Source organism: Spirillospora sp. NPDC049024 (assembly GCF_040649235.1).
Taxonomy (GTDB): Bacteria; Actinomycetota; Actinomycetes; order Streptosporangiales; family Streptosporangiaceae; genus Spirillospora.
In genome coordinates, this window is sequence record NZ_JBEZFD010000013.1 from 158279 (window position 1) to 178448 (window position 20170).

At 74.1% G+C, this 20170-nt stretch carries 18 protein-coding genes and 1 pseudogene; 8 read left to right on the top strand and 11 right to left on the bottom strand.

From position 1 onward, the window contains the following. Position 1: 1 nt before the first annotated feature. Positions 2-1486 (top strand): carboxylesterase/lipase family protein, encoded by a 1485-nt coding sequence (locus AB0C21_RS24475; protein WP_500207180.1) that lies wholly within the window; start codon positions 2-4, stop codon positions 1484-1486. Here AB0C21_RS24475 and lhgD read toward each other — a convergent pair. From lhgD to hisN, 3 genes are all read right to left on the bottom strand, one after another. Continuing rightward, positions 1483-2673: an L-2-hydroxyglutarate dehydrogenase gene (lhgD, locus tag AB0C21_RS24480; RefSeq protein ID WP_500207181.1), complete on the bottom strand. Its 1191-nt coding sequence runs from the start codon at positions 2671-2673 to the stop codon at positions 1483-1485. The two genes, AB0C21_RS24475 and lhgD, sit on opposite strands and share 4 nt — an antisense overlap. A gap of 66 nt (positions 2674-2739) precedes the next feature. Next, positions 2740-2931, bottom strand: a complete 192-nt coding sequence (locus tag AB0C21_RS24485; protein WP_141577897.1) for a tail-anchor membrane protein — start codon at positions 2929-2931, stop codon at positions 2740-2742. A gap of 135 nt (positions 2932-3066) precedes the next feature. Beyond that, entirely contained in the window at positions 3067-3870 is an 804-nt protein-coding gene (gene hisN, locus AB0C21_RS24490) for a histidinol-phosphatase (protein WP_149264960.1), read from the bottom strand. Positions 3871-4005: 135 nt separating this feature from the next. Between hisN and AB0C21_RS24495 the strand changes: the two genes are divergently transcribed. Further along, a complete protein-coding gene (locus tag AB0C21_RS24495; protein ID WP_500207183.1) occupies positions 4006-4848 on the top strand; it encodes a hypothetical protein in 843 nt (280 codons plus the stop codon). On the opposite strand, the gene AB0C21_RS24500 is transcribed toward AB0C21_RS24495, so the two are convergent. The 6 genes from AB0C21_RS24500 to AB0C21_RS24525 all read right to left on the bottom strand — a co-directional run bounded on the left by AB0C21_RS24500 (position 4845) and on the right by AB0C21_RS24525 (position 11258). After that, on the bottom strand, positions 4845-6347 hold the full coding sequence (locus AB0C21_RS24500) for an FAD-binding oxidoreductase (protein ID WP_500207185.1): 1503 nt from the start codon (positions 6345-6347) through the stop codon (positions 4845-4847). The two genes, AB0C21_RS24495 and AB0C21_RS24500, sit on opposite strands and share 4 nt — an antisense overlap. 57 nt (positions 6348-6404) lie before the next feature. Then, positions 6405-7412, bottom strand: coding sequence for a ribosome small subunit-dependent GTPase A (gene rsgA / locus AB0C21_RS24505; RefSeq protein WP_500207350.1), 1008 nt, complete (start codon positions 7410-7412; stop codon positions 6405-6407). Positions 7413-7429: 17 nt separating this feature from the next. Further along, entirely contained in the window at positions 7430-8701 is a 1272-nt protein-coding gene (aroA, locus tag AB0C21_RS24510) for a 3-phosphoshikimate 1-carboxyvinyltransferase (protein WP_500207187.1), read from the bottom strand. Positions 8702-8787: 86 nt separating this feature from the next. Beyond that, the gene (locus AB0C21_RS24515) at positions 8788-9510 is read right to left on the bottom strand and encodes an anti-sigma factor family protein (protein ID WP_500207188.1); all 723 of its coding nucleotides are present in this window, start codon (positions 9508-9510) and stop codon (positions 8788-8790) included. After that, positions 9507-10100, bottom strand: coding sequence for a sigma-70 family RNA polymerase sigma factor (locus AB0C21_RS24520; RefSeq protein ID WP_500207189.1), 594 nt, complete (start codon positions 10098-10100; stop codon positions 9507-9509). Before AB0C21_RS24520 ends, AB0C21_RS24515 begins: the two co-directional genes overlap by 4 nt. Positions 10101-10208: 108 nt before the next feature. Next, positions 10209-11258, bottom strand: a complete 1050-nt coding sequence (locus AB0C21_RS24525) for a DoxX family membrane protein (RefSeq protein ID WP_500207191.1) — start codon at positions 11256-11258, stop codon at positions 10209-10211. Between the two features lie 52 nt (positions 11259-11310). Here AB0C21_RS24525 and AB0C21_RS24530 point away from each other — a divergent pair, with 52 nt between their 5' ends. Beyond that, entirely contained in the window at positions 11311-12105 is a 795-nt protein-coding gene (locus tag AB0C21_RS24530) for an SOS response-associated peptidase (RefSeq protein WP_500207193.1), read from the top strand. 24 nt (positions 12106-12129) lie between these two features. Here the strand turns inward: AB0C21_RS24530 and AB0C21_RS24535 are convergent, their stop codons facing one another. Next, on the bottom strand, positions 12130-12948 hold the full coding sequence (locus tag AB0C21_RS24535; protein ID WP_500207195.1) for a class I SAM-dependent methyltransferase: 819 nt from the start codon (positions 12946-12948) through the stop codon (positions 12130-12132). Positions 12949-13310: 362 nt separating this feature from the next. On the opposite strand from AB0C21_RS24535, the gene AB0C21_RS24540 reads away from it, so the two are divergent. The 5 genes from AB0C21_RS24540 to AB0C21_RS24560 all read left to right on the top strand — a co-directional run bounded on the left by AB0C21_RS24540 (position 13311) and on the right by AB0C21_RS24560 (position 18362). After that, entirely contained in the window at positions 13311-13916 is a 606-nt protein-coding gene (locus AB0C21_RS24540; protein WP_141577890.1) for a sigma-70 family RNA polymerase sigma factor, read from the top strand. After that, complete coding sequence (rsrA, locus tag AB0C21_RS24545; protein ID WP_149264954.1) at positions 13913-14209, top strand: mycothiol system anti-sigma-R factor; 297 nt, start codon at positions 13913-13915, stop codon at positions 14207-14209. Before AB0C21_RS24540 ends, rsrA begins: the two co-directional genes overlap by 4 nt. Before the next feature lie 19 nt (positions 14210-14228). Beyond that, positions 14229-15155, top strand: coding sequence for an NAD-dependent epimerase/dehydratase family protein (locus AB0C21_RS24550; RefSeq protein ID WP_500207197.1), 927 nt, complete (start codon positions 14229-14231; stop codon positions 15153-15155). A 518-nt stretch (positions 15156-15673) separates the two neighbouring features. Next, on the top strand, positions 15674-17023 hold the full coding sequence (locus tag AB0C21_RS24555; RefSeq protein ID WP_500207199.1) for an HD-GYP domain-containing protein: 1350 nt from the start codon (positions 15674-15676) through the stop codon (positions 17021-17023). A 10-nt stretch (positions 17024-17033) separates the two neighbouring features. Continuing rightward, positions 17034-18362, top strand: a complete 1329-nt coding sequence (locus AB0C21_RS24560) for an HD-GYP domain-containing protein (protein ID WP_500207201.1) — start codon at positions 17034-17036, stop codon at positions 18360-18362. Positions 18363-18394: 32 nt separating this feature from the next. Here the strand turns inward: AB0C21_RS24560 and AB0C21_RS24565 are convergent. Beyond that, positions 18395-20122, bottom strand: a pseudogene (locus AB0C21_RS24565) (bifunctional copper resistance protein CopD/cytochrome c oxidase assembly protein); the annotation flags it as partial. Positions 20123-20170: the final 48 nt, after the last annotated feature.

Genomic DNA, 20170 nt, shown 5'->3' on the forward strand with positions numbered 1-20170 from the left:
CATGGCGGATGTCGTACGGACGACCTACGGGAAGGTGCGGGGCACGGCACGGGACGGCGTCACCGCCTTCCTCGGCATCCCCTACGCGGCGCCGCCGTTCGGGCCGAACCGCTTCCGGGCGCCCCGCCCTCCGGAGCCGTGGGACGGCGTCCGCGACGCCTTCGAGTACGGGCCGACCGCGCCCAAGCCCGGCTACCCCAAGGTGTTCGCCTCGCTCCTGCCCGACCCCGAGATCCCGGGCGACGACTGCCTCAACCTGAACGTGTGGACTCCCCGCGTCCCGGAAGGCTCCGGACCGGACGACGCGGGCCTTCCGGTGATGGTGTGGATCCACGGCGGCGCGTTCCGGAACGGGTCGGGCGCCGTCCCCGTCTACAGCGGCCACACCTTCGCCCGCGACGGCGTCGTCTGCGTGACGATCAACTACCGGCTCGGCGTCGAGGGCTTCGCGCACCTGCCCGGCGCCCCGCTCAACCGGGGCCTGCTCGACCAGATCGCCGCGCTGGAGTGGGTCCGCGACAACATCGCCGCGTTCGGCGGCGACCCCGCCCGGGTCACCGTGTTCGGCGAGTCGGCGGGCGCGATGAGCGTCAGCACCCTGCTCTCCCTCGACCTCGGCCTCTTCCACCGCGCCATCGCCCAGAGCGGCGCGGGCAGCATCGCCCAGGACCCGGACGACGCCCTCCTCGTCGTCAAGGAGATGGCGGTCCGCCTCGGCGTCGAGCCCACCGCCGAGGCGTTCGCCGCCCTCGACCCGGCCGCGATCATCCCCGTTCAGAACGCCGTCGCCGCCGAGGTCGCGGCGCTGCCCGACCCCGGGCGCTGGGGCGCCACCACCGCCGCGGGCGGCATGGCGCTGACGCCCGTCCTGGACGGCGAGCTGATCGCCCGGCGCCCCGAGGACGCCATCGCCGCCGGCGCCGGGCGGGACGTGGACCTGCTCATCGGCTACACCACCGAGGAGTTCCGGCTCTTCCTGATGCCCACGGGGATCGCCGCCGCCCTCACCGACGAGCTGGTCGGGGCCGTCACCGCGGGCATGGGCGTCCCGCCGGACCTGCCGGCCGCCTACCGCGCCCACCACCCGGAAATGGCGCCCGGCGAGCTGATGGCGGCGATCATCACCGACAGCCTGTTCCGCATCCCCGCCCACCGCGCCGCGGCCGGGCACGCGGCGTCCGGCGGGCGCACCTGGATGTACGAGTTCGCGTGGCGGTCGCCCAACCAGGACCTCGGCGCCTGCCACGCCCTGGAGCTCGGCTTCGTGTTCGACAACCTCACCGCCGAGGGGCAGGGGCTGACCGGCCCGAACCCGCCGCAGGGGCTCGCCGACCGGATGCACCGCGCCTGGACCCGCTTCGCCGCCGAAGGCGACCCCGGCTGGCAGCCGTTCGACCCGGAGGCCCGCCCAGTAATGGTCTTCGACGCCCCCGCCGACGAGATCGTCCCCGACCCGCACTCCCGCGACCGCAAGCTCTGGGACTAGAGCAGGTCGTCCACTACGTGTTCGGCTATGGCCAGTGAGGACGTCGCGGCGGGGGACGGGGCGTTGCGGATCGTCGTGATCGGGCCTAGGCGGCCGATGCGGAAGTCGTCGACGAGCGAGCCGTCGGGGTCCACCGCCTGCGCGCGGACCCCGGCGGGCGCCGGTACGACGTCCGCGGTGGTCAGCTCGGGGACGAAGCCGCGCGCCTCGGCGACGAACGCCCGCTTGACCGCCGACCCGTACAGCTCCCGCGCGCCCGTCCGCCAGTGCCGCCGCGCCAGGCGGCGGAAGCCGGGCCAGCGGACCGTCTCCCACAGGTCCGCGGGGCGGACGTCGCGGCGCCGGTAGCCCTCCCTGGCGAGGGCCAGGACGGCGTTCGGGCCGATGTCCACGCCGCCGTCCACGCGCCGGGTGAAGTGCACGCCGAGGAACGGGTAGCGCGGGTCGGGCACGGGATAGATGAGGCCGCGGACCAGGTCCGTCCGGGACGGGACGAGCCGGTAGTACTCGCCGCGGAACGGGATGATCGCCGGAGCGGGGGCGTCGCCCGCCAGGCGCGCCACCCGGTCGGACTGGAGGCCCGCGCACACCACGAGCCGGTCGAAGGCCAGCTCCTCGTGCGGGGACGCTACCGTGACGCGGTCGCCCGCCCGGCCGATCCGCACGGCCTCGAAGCCGAGCCTGACCTCGCCGCCGCCCTCCGCCACGTCCGCGGCGAACGCGCGGGCCACCGCCGGGAAGTCGACGATCGCCGTGGTGGGGGAGTGCAGCGCCGCCGCGCCCGCCGCGTGCGGCTCGACCTCGGCGATCTCGCCGCCCGCCAGCCGCCGCAGCCCGGGGACGCCGTTGGCCGTCGCCCGGCGCTCGATCTCCTCCAGCGCGGCCAGTTCCGACGCGTCGCGCGCGACCACGAGCTTGCCGCACTCCTCGTAGGGCAGGCCGCGGTCCGCGCAGTACTCCTTGAGCAGGCCGATGCCGCGCCTGCAGAGGGTCGCCTTCAGCGATCCCGGCGCGTAGTAGAGGCCCGCGTGGGCGACGCCGCTGTTGTGGCCCGTCTGGTGGGCCGCGACACGGTCCTCCTTGTCCAGGACCGTCACCTTCAGCCCTGGACGCTCCAGCGTCAGCCGGCGCGCGATCGCCAGCCCGAGAATGCCCGCGCCGACGACGCCGACCCGTGTCTCCGCCACACCCGCACCCTAGTGGGAGCGGGCCTCGCCGCCTCCGGCCGGCTCACCTCCCGGGGCGCTCGCGGCTCAGCTCCCGAGGCGCTTGCGCCCCTGCGCCCGCACCCGCTTGCGCTGGGACGGGTCGAGCATCATGTACCCGACGAGCGGCGCGCCGAGGACGCCGAGGATGATCAGCGCGCTCAGCCACCACGGGAAGACGAACAGGGTCAGGAAGCCGACGACGACGCCGCCGATCACTAGCTTGGTCTGGGTCGACATCTGGTACCTCCGTTGACGGGCCGCCCTCATAGGTATGAACGGCCGTACGGCGACCGCTGTTCCACGATATGTCGCGAGTCCGGCGAAACGCCATGGTCAAGCGGCCCCGGTCCGGAGCCGGTGGCGGATACCGCCTCAGATGCGCAGGGAGAGCTGGCCGCCGCCGAGGGTCCGCAGGACCTCGGCGTGAAGCTTGCCGTTCGTGCAGACGACGCTGCCGCCGTCCGGGCCCGGCACGCCGGACAGGTCGGTGAACATCCCGCCTGCCTCCTCCACGATGACCTGGAGCGCGGCGAGGTCCCAGAGCGACACCTCGGGCTCGGTCGAGATGTCGACGGCGCCCTCGGCGACCATCATGTGCGACCAGAAGTCGCCGAACGCCCGCGTCCGCCACACCGAGCGGGTCAGTTCGAGGAACCGGGGGAGCCGGTCCTGCTCCTCCCAGCCGCTGAGGCTGGAGAACGACAGCGACGCGTCCGACAACTCGCTCACCGACGAGACGCTCATGCGGGTGGCGCGGGTCAGGCTCCGGCCCGTCCAGGCGCCGCCGCCCCGGGCCGCCCACCAGCGGCGGTTCAGCGCGGGCGCCGACACCACCCCGACGACGATCTCGTCGTTCTCCATCAGCGCGATCAGGGTGGCCCACACCGGGACGCCGCGCACGAAGTTCTTCGTCGCGTCGATCGGGTCGATGATCCAGCAGCGGTTGCCGTACCCGGTCCTGCCGTACTCCTCGCCGAGGACCGCGTCGCGCGGGCGGGCCCGCTTCAGCGTGCCGCGGATCTGCTCCTCCACGCTGCGGTCGGCGTCGCTGACCGGCGTCAGGTCCGGCTTGGTCTCGATGTCGAGATCGAGCGCGCGGAAACGCCTGGTCGTGATGTCGTCGGCCCCGTCCGCCAGCACATGCGCGAGACGCAGGTCATCGGAATAGCCCGCCACGGCGTGCAACGCTACCCTGATCAACGCCTGTCCAGACACACCCACCCGGGCCCTTCCGGCGTTTCGGACGGCCAGCTGCGGCGCGCCGGACGCGATACCCCGCATACCGGGACGGGTGGTGGCAGCATGGGGGCCATGGCGCACGATCTCCCCGAGTGGGTGGCCGAGCTGACCGACCCCCGCCGGGCGGAGACGCTCGACGAGCTCGCCGACCGCCTCGTCCCCCTGGCCGAGCACGTCATCGACGTCTCCCGCCGGCTGAACGCGCAGCTCAGCGAGCTGAACGATCCGTTCAAGCGCGAGGCGCTGTACGAACGGGTGGAAAGCCTCAAGGGCCGCGTGGCCGAATCCCTGGAGGAGGTCAACGCGGAGATCGCCGCGTCCGTCCGGGAGCGCGTCGAACGGATCATGGCCGACTGGACGGACCGCGCGGGCGACGGCGGCCCCGGGGAGAGGGAACTGCGGCGCCGGCTCGACCGCGACATCGTCCCGGCGCTGACCCGGCAGCAGCAGGAGGTCGCCGAGCGGGTCGCCGCGCGCACCTCCAAGGCCCTGGAGGAGGCGACGCAGCTGCTGCTCACGCGGATCGAGCAGCTCGCCGAGCCGGTCACCGACCTGGTCCACCACGTCCTCCCGCTGGCCCACGACGGGCTGGCGCTCGCCGGCCGGATCTCGACGCTGTCGGGCCGCGCCCGCACGGCGGGGCCGGGCCCGATCCCGGACGACCTGCGGGACGCCGGGACCGAGACGTCCCGGGCGTTCGACGAGGCCGTCGCGCGGCTGGAGCTGGAGTGGTCGGCGCTCGGCGCCCGGTCCGCGACCGTCCGGGCGGCGCTGCGGGGCGCGGAGGAGAGCGCGTTCAGCCAGGTGGTCGAGGCGATGAACCGGTCCGTGGAGGAACTCGCGCTCTCGCACGTCCAGGCGTTGGACGCGGCCGAGGCCAAGGCGCGCGGCCTCGTCGAGGGGGAGCGGGGCTAGACGGACTGCGGGAAGCGGAACAGCCGTCCGGGGTCGTGGGCGGCCTTCACCTTCCTGAGCCGATCGAAGTTGGGGCCGTAGTAGGCGTGCGCCCAGTCCTTGAGGCCGGCGTCGATGTAGTTCACGTAGGCGGCCCCGCCCAGATATGGCTCCATCGCGCCGTGCGTGGCCGACAGCCAGGCGTCGTCGGGTGCGAGGTACTGGACGCAGAACAGGCCCTTCCGGTGCGGGAAGGCGGTGTCGCCCGGCCCCGTCCGCGCTATCGCGGCGCCCATCGCGTCCATGAGCACCGACCGGTTCCGCACGTCGTTGCCCTTGTCGAACCGGCTCAGCAGAGCGCTGATCGCGTCGTCCGGGAGCGGCCTGTAGGCGATGTGCGACTTCCCCGAGTACTCGGTGCGGGGAAAGGCGCCGCCGGGGCGCTGCCCGGGAAGGGCGCCCTCCCCGTGGCACTGCTCCACCGACTGCCCGGCGCAGCCGCCCATGAACTTCATCGCGTCCATGTAGGGACGGCTCTGGGCGGTGGACGAGACGGGGTCCGCCCCGATCGCGGCCGTGAGCCGCTCCATGGGGCCGCTCGCGCCGTCGAGCGCGAGGCCCGCCACCTCGATGCTCGGCGTGCCCTCATCGGGGCCGGTGTCGAGATGCAGGCTCGTCCAGACCTCGCCGGGCGCCGCCGGCGCCCAGCGCTGCCAGCCGCGGACCACGTCGGCCGCCTTGCGCCACGGCCAGCGCATGCTGAACGGCGTCACGTCGCCGACCTCGTGCGTCCGGAACGTGAACGACACCGCCACGCCGAAGTTGCCGCCGCCTCCGCCCCTGCACGCCCAGAAAAGGTCGGGGTTCTGCCGCGCGTCGCAGGCCAGGACCCGTCCGTCCGCCGTGACGAGCTGGACCGCTTCCAGGACGTCGCACGACAGCCCGTACGCGCGGGACGTCACGCCCAACCCGCCGCCCAGCGTCAGCCCCGCCACCCCGACCGTGGGACACGTCCCGGACGGGACGCCCACGCCGTCGTCGGCGAGCTTGTCGTAGAGGTCGATCAGCCTGGTCCCGGCCCCGACCGTCGCGCGGTCGCCGTCGCGCTTCACGGCGTCCATGGGGGAGACGTCGATGACGAGGCCCGTGCCCGTCGACCAGCCCGCGTAGCTGTGCCCGCCGCATCGCACCGCGACCGGCATCCGCTTCACCGTGGCGAACGCCACGCATTCCGAGACGTCCTGCGGGGTCTCGCAGTAGGCGATGCCCGCCGGGCGGACGCGGTCGTAGCGCGGGATGTAAAGGCGCCTCGCCTCCTTGTAGGAGGAGTCGGACGGGCGGACCAGCCTGCCGTCCAGGCCGCGCTCCAGGGCGTTCCAGTCGGCGGGCCCGGTCGGCTTCGGCGACGGGGGCGGGCGCCTCGGCGGGGACGGCCGCTCCTCGGAACACCCGGCGAGGCCGAGCCCGCCGAGCCCGAGTCCGCCGAGGGCCGCCGCCTTGAGCATCGCTCGCCGCTCCATGCGCCCATTGTGGCGCTACGCCCCGCCCGCGCGGGCCGGGATCCGCGGCGCCGCGGACTATTCGGGCTCGCCCTCGCGGCTGGCGAGGAGGCGGCGCAGCGAGTCGAGGCGGGCCCGGCTGGCGTGGCCCTCCTCGACCCAGCCGTCGAGGCCGCAGTCGTCCTGGAGGTGGTCGCATCGGGGCGGGCAGCGTTCGGCCGCGCCCTCGGCGAGGTCCTCGAACGCGCCGAGGACGTTCTCCGGGTCGACGTGCGCGAGGCCGAAGCTGCGCACGCCCGGGGTGTCGATGATCCAGCCGTCGCCGCCGGGCAGCTCCAGCGCGATCGCGGAGGAGGAGGTGTGGCGGCCCCGGCCGGTGACGGCGTTGACGTGGCTCACCGCGCGTTCGGCGTCCGGGACCAGCGCGTTCACCAGCGTCGACTTGCCGACGCCAGAGTGCCCGACGAGGACGCTGGTGCGTCCGGCGAGGTGGGCGCGCAGCTCGCCGATGTCGGCGCCGCGCCGGGTCACCACGTACGGGACGCCGAGCGGCGCGTACTCGGCGACCAGGCCCTCCGGGGAGGCGAGGTCGGCCTTGGTGAGGCAGAGCAGGGGGGCCATGCCGGCGTCGTAGGCGGCGACGAGCTGCCGGTCGATCATCCGGGGGCGCGGCTCGGGGTCGGCCAGCGCCGTCACGATGACGAGGCGGTCGGCGTTCGCGACGATGATCCGCTCGAACGGGTCGGTGTCGTCGGCGGTGCGGCGCAGCGCGGAGGTGCGCGGCTCCACCCGCACGATCCGGGCCAGCGTGTCCTGCGCGCCGGACACGTCCCCGACCAGCGCGACGCGGTCGCCCACGACGACGCCCTTGCGGCCGAGCTCTCGGGCCCGCATCGCGATGACGGGGCGCTCGTCGTCGGTGCCCGGGTCGATCAGGACCCGGTACCGGCCGCGGTCCACCGCGGTCACGAACCCGGGCGAGGCGTCCTCGTGCGCGGGACGGCGGCGGGTGCGCGGCCGCGACCCGCGGCGCCCGGGCCGCACCCGGACGTCGTCCTCGTCGTAGTCGCTCGTTCGTCGTGCCAGTGGTCCGGTCCCTGCTGTCAGGCGGGCGCCAGCATCGACGCCCACTGCCGAGTGAAGTTCGGAAGAGTCTTGCCCACGGTGTCTGGATTCTCCACTTCGATGCCGGGAACGGCCAATCCGAGCAGTGCCGCCGCCATCACCATCCGGTGGTCGTCGTAGGTGCGGAAGACGCCGCCGCGCAGCGGGCGCGGGCGGATCTCCAGCCCGTCGGGCAGCTCCCGGACGTCGCCGCCCAGCCCGTTGATCTCGGCGACCAGGGCGGCGAGCCGGTCGGTCTCGTGGCCGCGCAGGTGCGCGACGCCGGTCAGCCGGGACGGCGAGCCGGCCAGCGCGGCGAGGGCCGCGAGCACCGGCGTCAGCTCCCCGACCTCGTGCAGGTCGGCGTCGAGGCCGCCGAACCCGTCCCCGCCGCGCACGGTCAGGCCGTCCGGCCCGCGGGTCACCTCGGCGCCCATCGCGGCGAGCAGCCCGCGCAGCGCGTCGCCGGGCTGGGTCGTCTCCGCCGGCCAGTCGGGGATCGTCACGCGGCCCCCGGTGACCAGCGCCGCGCCGAGGAACTGCGCCGCGTTCGACAGGTCCGGCTCGATCACCCACTCGCCGCCGCGCAGCGGGCCGGGCGCGACGCGCCACACGTCGCGCCCCGTCTCGACCTCCGCGCCCGCCTGCCGCAGCATCTGGACGGTCATCGCCAGATGCGGCGCGGACGGCACCGGCGGCCCCTCGTGCCTGACCTCCACGCCCTTGTCGAACCGCGGCGCGGCCAGCAGCAGCCCCGACACCAGCTGGGAGGACGCCGAGGCGTCGATCACTACCTGGCCGCCGGGCACCGCCCCCGAGCCGCGGACGGTGAACGGGAGCGCGCCGCGGCCCCCGTCGTCGATCTCGGCGCCGAGCGCCCGCAGCGCCGTGATGATCGGGCCCATCGGGCGCTCGCGGGCGCGGGGGTCGCCGTCGACGGCCACCTCGCCCGACGCCAGTGCGGCGACCGGCGGCAGGAACCGCATCACGGTCCCGGCCAGCCCCACGTCGACGCGCGCCGGGCCCTCCAGGCGCCCCGGCAGCACCTGCCAGTCGGCGCCGTCCTCCCCGATGCCCGCGCCGAGGGCGCGCAGGGCGCCCGCCATGAGCTCGGTGTCGCGGCTGTGCAGGGGCCGGGTGATGCAGGCGGGCGCCTCCGCGAGCGCGGCCAGGATCAGCGCCCGGTTGGTCATCGACTTCGAGCCGGGCAGCGGCACGGTGGCGTCCACCGGGGCATGGGCGACCGGGGCGGACCAGGGCGGAGAGGACATGCCCCAAGGTTATCGGGCCGGGAGCGGCGGACGCGGGACGATCGGACCGGGAGCGAGCCGAGCGGGAGCGGGCGGAGCGGGTGCGGTCAGAGCGGGATCGTCAGCAGCGTCCCGCCGTCGTCCAGCCGGACCTCGAAGTGGTCGATCTCCTCGCGGGTGAGCCCGGTCCCGCCCTGCATGACGAGGGGCTTGGGCTGGTCCGGGACGCCGTAGCCCTTGTCGGGGACGCGCCAGCCCGCGACGACGGTGCGCCGGCCGTCCCGCGACACCGCCTCCAGGTGGCACTTCAGCGGGCCCCGGATGCCCTTCAGCTCCAGGCCGACCTGCGTCCCCCAGCCCTTGTCGACCAGCCCGACGGTGCCGGACGCGCCCGTGCTCGCGTTCGCGGCGTGGAACTTCTCACCGGTGACGGCCTGCGTCGCGGGCGGCTTCGGAGCGGGGGCCTCGCCGTCCACGGCCGCGCCGATGCCGATGCCCGCGGCCAGCGCCGTGGCCGCGGCGGCCGTGCCGACGATGTAGGCGCCGCGCCGGAACCGCCGGTCGGACCGGCGCCGGCGCCGCACCATGTCGATCACCTCCGCCGGCGGTGCGGACGGCTCGCCGCCCCCTTCCGCCCGGCGGGGTCCGGGGACCGGCCCCGCCGCGGGCGCCAGCTCGGAGAGGGCGCCCACCGTTCCGGACAGCTCGCCCAGCTCGGCCTGGCACGACCCGCACCCTCGCAGATGCGCCTCGAACGCCCGCCGATCGCCGTCTTCGAGAAGGCCCAGCGCGTAAGCGCCGACATCGGTGTGCTCGACCTGGGAACTCATGACGTCACCCCCCTCTCCTCCAAGGACACGCGCAAGGCGCGCAGCGCGTAGTACACGCGGGACTTGACCGTCCCCACCGGGATGCCCAGGTACTCGGCGGCCTGGTTCACCGTCCGGTCGCGCAGCACCGTCTCGGTCAGCGCCTGCCGGTGCGCGGGGGAGAGCGACTCCAGCGCCTCGGTCACCACGACCCTGCGCAGCAGCGCGTCCATCTCGTCCGCCATGGGGAGGTTCTCCAGGGGCCCGTCGCCGACCTCCGGCGGCCGGACCTCGCGCATCCGCCGGTTGTCGATCACGATACGCCGGGAGACCGTGGCCAGCCACGGCATCAGCGAGGAGGTCCGGTCGTCGAGCCGGTCCGCGCTGCGCCACGCCCTGATCATGGTCTCCTGCACCACGTCCTCGGCCCACGGGCGGTCGCCGCCCGTCAGCCGCAAGACGAACGCGAGGAGGGGCCGATGGTACTCGCGGTACAGCTCGGCCACCATCTCCTCGTCGGCCGCGTCCTGCGCGGCCCGCGCCGCGCCGGGGCGGCGGAGCAGGCTCCGCAGGCCGCCGCTCTGGCGGCCGGTCGATCCGGGAACTGCCATGGCCGGGGCGTCTCCGTCGTTCTGGAAGGGCGGTCCTCTGGCAGTACGGAACCGCCCCGGCCCGCGGTTCAACGTCCTTGAGACTCTTTTAAGGTTCTCTTCGGGAAGTCACCGCTTCACGGCGTGGAGGGCCTTGCCCGCCTGCGCGGCGGTCCCCGCCTTGACGGTCCGTCCGGCCTTGGCCGCCTTCGCCGCCTGCGTCGCGGTCCCGGCCTTGATGGTCCGGCCCGCCCGTGCGGCCTTGGACGGCTTCGGACGGCGTCCGAACTTGAACGCGTCGCCCGCCGCCTTGGCGACCTTGACCGCGATGCCGGCCTTGGCGCCCGTCTTGGCGGTCCTGAGCACGCCGCTCGTCCTGCCCGCCTTGACCGCGGCGCCCGTCCCGGCGGTCCTGAGCGCGCCGCCGGCCTTGCTCGCCGTGACCGCGGCGCCCGCTCCGGCGCTCTTGAGCACGGTGCCCGCCTTGCCGCCCGCCTTGGCGCCGGCCTTGCCGCCCGCCTTCGCGGTCTTGAGCACGCCGGTCGCCCTGCCGAGCCGGAACGCGCCGCCGGACCGGGCGCCCTTGGCGCTCCTCGACGCCTTGGCGGCCTGCTTGGCGGCCTTGCGCCCGCCCTCGGCGCGGGCCACGCGCACCTGCCGGGCCGCCTCCCGGCGCGCCTCCCGCAGCGTCACGGCGGCCTCGCGGCGCATCGCCCTGGCCTCCGCGCCGCTCTTGATCTGCGTCTCGCGGGCGATGCGGCGCAGCTCGGCCGTGCGGGGCGCGCGGCGCGGCTCGGTCGCCACCATGAGAAGCGCGCCGAACAGGCCGGCGTTCTTCAGCAGGTGGGAGCGTTCGTCGGCGCGGCGCTCGGGGTCGTCCTCGGTCCAGAAGCGGTGCTCGGTCGCCAGCGCGGGGATCAGCTGCGCCGCGAGCAGCAGCGTCGTGAGCCGCCGGAACCTCCCGGTCAGCAGCAGCGCGCCGGTGCCGACGCTGAGCGCGCCCTGCATGCGGACGAGGGTCTCGGGGTCCTTGGGCAGCCAGTCGATCCGGTCGGCGACCGGCTTGACGGCCGGGCCCACCCGCTCGGCGCGTTCGCGCGGATCACGGAGGGCCTCCATGCCGGTCATGATGTACGGCGCCGCCACGAACGGGCGGGCCATGGTCGTGAAGGGTCGCATGCCCCGCTACATGCCCAGCGCGCCGCGCCTCAAGCGCGGCAGGATGGGACCCATGTGCGGACGCTACGCCACCACCCGCGCGCGGCAGGAGCTGCTGGACGAGTTCCAGGTGCAGCTCGACGCGGTCGACGGGGACATCCAGCCCGACTACAACGTCGCCCCCACGAAACAGGTCCCTGTCGTACTCGACAGGAGGCCGAAGGACGAGCCCGACGAGGCGCCGGCGGTGCGCCAGCTGCGGACCGTGCGGTGGGGCCTCGTGCCGTCCTGGGCGAAGGACCTGTCCATCGGGTCCCGCATGATCAACGCGCGGGTCGAGACGGTGCACGAGAAGCCGTCCTACCGCCGGGCGTTCGCCAGGCGCCGCTGCCTGCTCCCCGCCGACGGCTACTTCGAGTGGTACACGATCCAGGACCAGGGCGGCGCGGCCGATCCGGCCGAAGGCGAGAAGAAGGCCAAGAAGAAGCCGCAGAAGCAGCCGTACTTCATCCGCCCCAAGGACGGCGCCGTCATGGCGATGGCCGGCCTGTACGAGCTGTGGAAGTCGCCCGAGGACGAGTGGGTGTGGACCTGCACCGTCATCACCACGAACGCGCCGGACGACCTCGGCCGGATCCACGACCGGATGCCGATGATCGTCGAGCCGGACCGGTGGGACGCCTGGCTCGACCCCGCGCTCACCGACACCGAGCAGGTGCGCGGCCTCCTGGTGCCCGCCATGGCCGGGACAATGGACGCCTACCCGGTGTCAAAGGCCGTCAACAGCGTGCGGAACAACGGCCCGGAACTCATAGAGCCGGCGAACTCCGAGGATGGTTCCGGCGGCCATTCCGGGGGCCTGTTCTGACGCGTTGCCGTGTCGCCCGCCGCGTTACCGCCGCCGGGCGCTGGCCAGCAGGTGGATGCCGAGCGATTCGTCGGTCTGGCGCGCGTTGAGCTCGGTTCGGACGAGGCGTTCCAGCGCGCGCGGGGACTCGCCGAGGACGTGCTCGACCGTGGAGGGCGACAGCACCGTCCGGGGCCTGATCCACTCGACCTCCAGGCCCGCGTCGGCGAGCAGCTCGCGGAGCTGGTGCGAGGAGAACGAGCGGGTGATCGTCCCGTCCGGCCAGGGCACGAGGACGACCTCGGCGCTCGGGACGTCCGACAGGTGCGCCCAGTAGTTGCGCTCGGCCAGCAGCGCCATGCCGAGGGTGAGGGAGTCGACGCACAGCAGGACGCGGCCGCCGGGGCGCAGCACCCGGGCGATCTCGGCGATCGTGGCCTCGGTGGCGAGGTGCCGGGACAGCACGCGGTTCTCGGCGATCACGGCGTCCACGCAGGCGTCGGCGAGGTAGGACAGCGTGCCCGAGTCCGCGATCAGCGGGACCGTGCCCGCGACGGGGTGCCCGGCGGCGGACCGCGCCGGCGCCGGGCGGCCGGGCGCCGGCCGGCCGAAGCGTTCGGGGTCGCGCACCTCCAGCACCGTGTGGCCGGCTGCGGCCGCCTGGGCCGCGCTGTGTCCGTGTCCTCCCGAGATGTCCAGCACGCGGGACGGCCTGCGCGGCAGCCACCGGGTGAGCTGGGCGTCCGCCACCGCACCGTAGAACGTCCAGTACCGCGCAAGGGAGTCCCCTGACCCGTCACCGGAGGTGTCCCGCAGGCTGGCGATGGTGGGCTCGGAAGGTCGCGCCGAAGGCACCGAGTGCACCAATTGCTCCTGTTCTAGCCGTGTATGTCACATCTTTCCCCGTCCGGGGCCGGTCATCACCCTGAGTGAGGGACGGGGTCCGGCGACCCGGTTCCGGCGCGCCGCCCCCGGCCGGGAATCGGCGGGGGCGTTCCGGTGTTGCACCCTCTCACAGAGCCCTGGAAATCGGAGGTGCGAGCCGGATGACCACAGCCGTCGCCGATCAGCAGCGGAGGGCCGGAACGACCGGGCCCCGCGGCGACGCGCGGGCCCCCGCCCGCGTCGGCAGGCCTCGCGGACCGATATCGTCTGGAGGGTCGATATCGTCTGAGGGGTACGGCGCCGCCCGGCCGGTCAAGGCCACGGGCGCCAGAGCCGAGGGGGTGGGTCAGGTACCGGGCACCGCGGAGACCGTGGAGCAGCGCCAGGAGCGCTTCCAGCGCGACGTGCTCCCGTTCTTGGACCAGATGTATTCGGCCGCGCTGCGCATGACGCGCAACCCGGCCGACGCCGAGGACCTCGTCCAGGAGACGTTCGCCAAGGCGTTCGCGTCCTTCCACCAGTTCAAGGAGGGGACGAACCTCAAGGCCTGGCTCTACCGGATCCTGACCAACACGTTCATCAACTCCTACCGCAAGCGCCAGCGCCAGCCGCAGCAGGCCGCCACCGACGACATCGAGGACTGGCAGATCGCCCGTGCCGAGTCCCACACGTCGAGCGGGCTGAAGTCGGCCGAGGCCGAGGCGCTGGAGCACCTCCCCGACTCCGACGTCAAGCGGGCGCTGCAGGAGCTTCCGGAGGAGTTCCGCATCGCCGTCTACCTCGCCGACGTCGAAGGCTTCGCCTACAAGGAGATCGCCGAGATCATGGGCACGCCCATCGGCACGGTGATGTCCCGGTTGCACCGCGGCCGGCGCCAGTTGCGCGGCATGCTTGAGGACTACGCCGACGAGCGCGGGCTCACCCGCGCGAGCAGGGGGTCGACATGAGCTGCGGCAACCACCACGAGACGCCCTGCGACGAGGTGCTCGCCCGCGTCTACACCTACCTCGACGGCGAGCTCGACCAGGGCGGCTGCGGCGAGGTGCGCCAGCACCTCGACGAGTGCGGGCCGTGCCTGCGCGAGTACGGCCTCGAAGAGGCCGTCAAGAAGCTCGTGAACAAGTCGTGCGGGTGCGAGCAGGCGCCCACCGACCTGCGCGCCAAGGTGCTCGGCCGCATCGAGGAGATCTGCGGCGAGATCCAGGCGACCGGGGGCGCCGGCAAGCCGGAGAGCGCCTGAGCACCGGTATCTTGCCGGTGTGCTGACACTCGTCACCGGCGCGGCCGGATTCATCGGATCCCATCTCGTCGACAGGCTCCTCGCGGACGGCCACGAGGTCGTCGGCGTGGACGACATGTCCTCGGGAGCGAACGTCCGGCCGGGCGTCGAGCTGTGGGAGATGGACGTCAGCGACCCGGCGCTCGCCGAGCGGGCGGCGGTCCGCCGCCCCGAGGTGGTCTTCCACCTCGCCGCGCAGGTCAGCGTCCGGCTCAGCGTGGCCGACCCGCTGGGCGACGCCCGCACCAACGTGGTCGGGACGGCCAACGTGCTGGAGGCCGCCCGGGCCGCGGGCGCGCGCAAGGTCGTGTTCACCTCCAGCTGCGCCGTCTACGGGGTGCCGGACGCGCTGCCCGTCCCGCCGGACGCCGAGCTGCGGCCCGCGTCCCCGTACGCGGCCTCGAAGGTCGCGGGCGAGGTGTACGCCGGGATGTACCGGCGGCTGCACGGGATCGACTTCACCACGCTGACGCTGGCGAACGTCTACGGCCCCCGGCAGACCCCGGAGGGCGAGGCGGGAGTCGTCTCGATCTTCACGGACGCGCTGCTGGCCGGCCGCCCGACCAAGGTCTTCGGGGACGGCGCCCAGACCCGCGACTACGTCTACGTGGGGGACGTGGTGGACGCGTTCGCCCGCGCCGGCGGGGAGGCGGGCGGCGGGCTGCGCCTCAACGTGGGCACCGGCGTGCAGACGACCGACCGGGACCTGCACTCGCTCGTCGCCGCGGCGGCGGGCGCGCCCGACGAGCCGGAGTTCGCGCCGCCCCGGCTGGGCGACCTGCCCGCCATGGCGGTCGACCCGCGGCCGACGCGGGAGGCGCTCGGCTGGGAGCCGAGGACGGAGCTGCGCGAAGGGCTCGCGGAGACGGTCGCCTGGGCGCGGGACCGTAACCCTGTGCGCCCCTGATCGGCCCGGCCGCATAATCTCCCCGGGATTGGTTTGTTGACTTCGCCGATTTATGGGGTGCATTTGCCGATGCACGTGCATTCAGATTGTGCACCCGGCGTTGTGCAGTGATGATTGCAAATTCAACCAGGAGAATTGATCACCTAAGGTGACGATTGGTTCACGCTTTGCTCACGTTTTCCTGCACGCCTGTGTGACCTGGGCGGTCCGCGTTAGGCTTAGCCCGAAATCAGCGACGGAGCGCGTGCAGTCCGAGGAATTCGGGGTACGCGCTCACCCGGGAGGCCTGGACCGGTCCGGTCCCGGCGGCCGGCCGCGAGGCCGGCGGCCCGGTTCGGCTGGGGGGAGGCAAGGAGCCATGCTCAAGCGCGTGACACCGCACGGAGACGGGCGGGGCCCGAGCGTCCCGCCGCCGTGGTCGCTGATGCTGACCAAGGGCGTGTCCTGGGTCTAGGTGCCGGCCGGCACGTGTGAGCCCGGTGGCGGCCCGCCATCTCGTCACTCCCCGAGGGGCGGCAATGCGTGGACTACCTCTCGCTGCCTGGGCGTACGTATGCGGTGTGGTCGCCCTCGCGGCGGGCCTCATCGCGACGTCGTCCTTCGCGGACCTCGACTGGTCGAAACTGGCCGTGCTGGCGCTGCTGTTCCTGGTCTGCGACTCGGCGCCCGCGCGGCTGAACATCAGGCGGGCCAGGGTCTCGCTGAGCTTCGCCGCGAGCCTGGCGTCGGTGGTGCTGCTCGGCCCGGTCGGCGCCGCGCTGCTCGGGCTCAGCGCGCTGGTCACCGGGCAGCGGTTCTTCGCCCCGGAGAAGCGCCTCTTCAACGGCGCGCAGTTCGCGCTCAGCGGGTACATCGCGGGCACGGTCTTCGACTTCCTCGACGGTGACCGCTTCCATCCGGAGCAGGCCCGCTGGGTGGAGAACGTCATCGGGCCCTTCCTCGGCGCGCTGGTCGCCTTCGTCCTGGTCAACCTCATGCTGATGGCCGGGGTGCTGCTCCTCAGCCGGCAGGCCTCGCCGCGCGAGCTGCTGCGCGAGCTCGGCCAGGTCGCCGTCGGCTGCCTCGGCTACGGCATGGTCGGCCTGCTGATCGCCGGGCTGTGGCCGCGGGTCGGGCCGCTCGCCGCCGTCCTCGTCCTGCTCCCGCTGTTCATCGCCCGCTGGGCCATGGACCAGGCGTACGCGCAGCAGCAGGCGCACGCCGCGACGCTCGCCGCGCTGTGCCAGGCGGTCGAGACCAAGGACTTCTACACCCGCGGCCACTCCGAGCGCGTCTCCCGCGGCTCGGTGATGATCGCCCAGGAGATCGGGATGCGCGCGGACCGGGTCGAGGCGATCCGGTACGCGGGGATGCTGCACGACGTCGGCAAGCTCGGCGTCCCGACCAAGGTGCTGCAGAAGTCCGGCTCGCTCACCGAGGAGGAGTTCGCCGCGATCCAGCTGCACCCGATGCGCGGGCTGGAGATCGTCCGGGAGATCGGCTTCCTGGACGAGGCGCTCGCCGGCATCATGCACCACCACGAGAAGATGAACGGCCGCGGCTACCCGATGGGCCTCGCGGGCGACGAGATCCCCGAGTTCGCCCGGGTCATCTCCGTCGCGGACGCGTTCGACTCGATGACCTCGACCCGCTCCTACCGGGCCGCCCGCACCAAGGAGGAGGCCGTCGAGGAGCTGCGCCGCGGGATGGGCGACCACTTCGACCCCGCGATGGTGGAGGCGTTCCTGCGGGCGCTGGAGCGGGAGGGCTGGGAGCCGCCGCGGCCGGTCGTGCTGCCGGACGACGACGTCGTCGAGACCACCCAGCAGGACCACGACGACCCGAGCGCGCCGCTGCGCGTCGCCGGCGGCGACGGGGTGCGCCAGTGACGGGACGTCCATGAGCGGCGGCACGCGCGCCCGCGACCGCGCCGCGTGGCAGACCATCGACTCCGGCCAGCTCCTGCTGATCGCCACCGCCGGGCTGTTCGTCATCGTCGCGGTCACCGAGGTCGCGGCGGTCGGCCTCCGCCAGCCCGACATCGCGATCATCTTCGGCGTGCTGATCGCGCTGGGCGAGCTGTTCCGCATGGTGATGCCGGGCAACCGGGAGGTCGCGCCGATCGCCAGCGCGGGCGCGATGGGCTACGCGATGCTGGTCGGCGTCGGCCCGGAGGGCGCCCCGCCGGGCGCGCGGCTCGGCATCGTGGCCGCCGAGCACTCCGCGCTGCAGGTCGTCGCCGTCACCGCGGCGGGGATGCTGGTCGGCTCGCTGCCGCACATCGCGGTCGGCCGGTCGGCGCGGCCCGACGCGATGGCGCGGCGGCTGTTCACCGTCGCGGTCGTCGCGCTGTGCTTCCGGCCGCTGATGCCCCTCGACCTGCCCTGGCAGCTGCTGCTGGCCGTCATGTGCTTCGTCGTGGTGCTGGCCTGCTTCACCGACATGCTGATCGCCGCGATGATCCGCGCGGAGGCCGTGCGGGCGCGGTTCGGCATCGCGCTGCGCGACGAGTTCGAGGCGAAGATGGCGCTGTGCGCCGCGACCAGCGCGACCGCCATGCTGATCGCGGTCGCGACGACCGCGATGGGCGAGGCCGCGCTGCTGATCTTCACGGTGCCGATCCTGGTGACGCAGTTCGCGTTCCGCCGCTACGCCGGGATCCGCGCCACCTACCTGCAGACCGTCCGGGCGCTGTCGCGCGTCACCGAGGTCGGCGGCTACGTGGAGGCGGGTCACTCGCGTCGGGTGTCCAAGCTCGCGGTGGCGATGGGGCGCGAGCTGGGGATGTCCGAGGCCGAGCTCCTCGAACTGGAGTACGCCGCCCTCATGCACGACATCGGGCAGCTGTCGCTCGGCGACCCGATCCCGGGCGGCGCGACGGTGCTGGCGTCCCCGGCCGAGCAGCGCCGCATCGCCGAGCTCGGCGCCGAAGTGATCAAGCAGACCGGGGTGCTGGACCGGGTCGCGCTCATCGTCCAGTTGTCGTCGCACCCCTACCGGACGGGGCGCGAGCCGTCCGGCGACGGCGGGGAGCGGCCGCTCCCGCCGCCGCTCGCCGGCCGCATCATCAAGGTGGCCAACGCCTACGACGACCTGGTCGGCGACTCCGGCGACCGCGACCGGGGCGCCGCCGTGCTGGAGCGGCTGCGGCTCGACTCCGCCTCCGAGTACGACCCGACGGTGGTCGAGGCGCTCAGCCGCGTCGTGGACCGTGTCCCCCGCCCCTGAAGTCCGTGCCGGTGAAGTCCATGCGCCGCCGCGACGGCGAGCGTGACGGCGGCGGCCCCCGTCCAGAGGAGCAGCGCGCCGAGGTGCTGGTTCTCCAGTGGTGACGCGCCCCAGCGGCGGCCGAGGTGCTCGTACCAGCCGCCGAGGACGGTCCCGTTCCGCATCAGGGCGATCCCGGCGATCACGTGGAGCGGCAGGACGGCGAACGGCATCAGCGTCCCGGCCGTCCCGTGGAAGTACGCCAGGCCGACGGCCAGGAAGACGGCCAGCGCCAGCGAGTGCAGGGCGTGGTTGGCGAGGGACGCCCCGAACAGCGGCGACAGGTAGAACACGTAGAGGCTGAGCAGGAGCAGCGCGGACGCGACGAGCGGGTCCGCGAGCACCCGGACGCCCCGGCTCGCGGCGGCGGCGGCGAGCAGCGGGCCGCCCTCGCCGCGCATCGCCTTCAGCGCCAGCCGCAGCGGCGCCCCGTACAGCAGCAGTACCGGCGCGACCAGGCCGACGAGGACGTGCTGGACGGCATGGACGCTGAACAGGACCATGCTGTACCGGGAGATTCCGCTGCAGGTGGCCAGCAGCACCACGAGCAGCCCGGCGGCCCAGGCCAGGGTCCGCCGCCACGGCCAGTCGCGCACCCGCGCGACACCCGTCCCGTACAGGACGGCGCCGCAGGCGACGAGCACGAGGAACAGCGGGTCGATCCACCAGTCGAGCAGGAGGGGCCCGGCTCCGGCGGGGCCGGGCAGCGGGAACCCGAGCCGCAGCGCGACGACGTCCAGCGTGCCGGGCGCGACCTCCGGCGGCGGCGTGCGCGAGAGCCCGGTGGCGAGCGCCATCGTCGCCGCCATCACGAGGACCTCGACGGCGCCGAGCCGCAGGAAGGGCCGCGCGCCCCGCCCGTCGCGCAGGGCGGGGAGGGTGGCGCGGCGGTGCCACCAGCCGATCGCGCCGAGGACGGCGAGCGCGGCGGCCTTCGCGACGACCAGCGCTCCGTACCGCGAGCCGAGGTGGACGCCGCCGAGCCGCACCCACGCGTTCACCGCGCCGCTGGCGCCGACGACGGCGAACGACACGAGCGCCAGCCCGCTGTACCGGTGGGCGACGCGGGGGAGCCGGTCGCCGACGGCCGGGGCGACGGTGACCAGGGCGACCAGCCCGCCGATCCACAGCGCGACGCCCAGGATGTGGGCGACGAGGCTGTAGACGGCGAGGGTGTGGTTCGCGCCGCTCGCGGCGTGCCCGGTGAACAGCGGCGGCAGCATCCCGGCGAGCGCCGCGGCCAGCGGGTACCCGGCCCCGTTCCCGGCGCGGTGTTCGCCTCCGGGGAGGCCCGCCGCGACCGACACGGCGGCCGCGGCGGCGAGGACGAGGAGCAGCGCCCGTCCCTGCGGCAGTTCGACGAGGAACGTCCGCATCATGTCGCCGGTGACCTTGGTGACGCCCACCCCGAACAGGTCGAGGACGGTGAACACGATCAGCGCGAGCGTGCACGCGGCCCAGGCCGTCGCGGCGAGCGACGCCGCGCGCAGGCACCGGCGCGCGGCGGGCGTGCCGGGCACGAAAACGGCCGCGACCAGCAGCCATCCGACCGTGAGGACGGCGGCGGCGTTGCCGCCCAGCCGCGCCGTCACCAGGCCGGTCTTCGTCAGCGCCCCCGCCTGGGAGAGCCCCGGCGCCGCGGTCTCGCTGAACGCGCCGCCGAGCCGCACCACGAGCGCGAGGACGACCAGCGCGATCGCTCCGGCCCCGATCGCGAGCATCGGAGCATCGGTCCCCGCCGCCTGAGTCTCCTCGTGTCTCGGCTCCCT

Bases quoted from the DNA above. Each gene is read 5' to 3' on its own strand.
- aroA (WP_500207187.1), bottom strand. From the start codon at position 8,701: ATGTCCTCTCCGCCCTGGTCCGCCCCGGTCGCCCATGCCCCGGTGGAC.
- rsrA (WP_149264954.1), top strand. From the start codon at position 13,913: ATGAGCTGCGGCAACCACCACGAGACGCCCTGCGACGAGGTGCTCGCC.
- AB0C21_RS24525 (WP_500207191.1), bottom strand. From the start codon at position 11,258: ATGCGACCCTTCACGACCATGGCCCGCCCGTTCGTGGCGGCGCCGTAC.
- AB0C21_RS24555 (WP_500207199.1), top strand. From the start codon at position 15,674: ATGCGTGGACTACCTCTCGCTGCCTGGGCGTACGTATGCGGTGTGGTC.
- AB0C21_RS24495 (WP_500207183.1), top strand. From the start codon at position 4,006: ATGGCGCACGATCTCCCCGAGTGGGTGGCCGAGCTGACCGACCCCCGC.
- AB0C21_RS24475 (WP_500207180.1), top strand. From the start codon at position 2: ATGGCGGATGTCGTACGGACGACCTACGGGAAGGTGCGGGGCACGGCA.
- AB0C21_RS24520 (WP_500207189.1), bottom strand. From the start codon at position 10,100: ATGGCAGTTCCCGGATCGACCGGCCGCCAGAGCGGCGGCCTGCGGAGC.
- AB0C21_RS24500 (WP_500207185.1), bottom strand. From the start codon at position 6,347: ATGGAGCGGCGAGCGATGCTCAAGGCGGCGGCCCTCGGCGGACTCGGG.
- AB0C21_RS24515 (WP_500207188.1), bottom strand. From the start codon at position 9,510: ATGAGTTCCCAGGTCGAGCACACCGATGTCGGCGCTTACGCGCTGGGC.
- AB0C21_RS24485 (WP_141577897.1), bottom strand. From the start codon at position 2,931: ATGTCGACCCAGACCAAGCTAGTGATCGGCGGCGTCGTCGTCGGCTTC.
- AB0C21_RS24560 (WP_500207201.1), top strand. From the start codon at position 17,034: ATGAGCGGCGGCACGCGCGCCCGCGACCGCGCCGCGTGGCAGACCATC.
- AB0C21_RS24530 (WP_500207193.1), top strand. From the start codon at position 11,311: ATGTGCGGACGCTACGCCACCACCCGCGCGCGGCAGGAGCTGCTGGAC.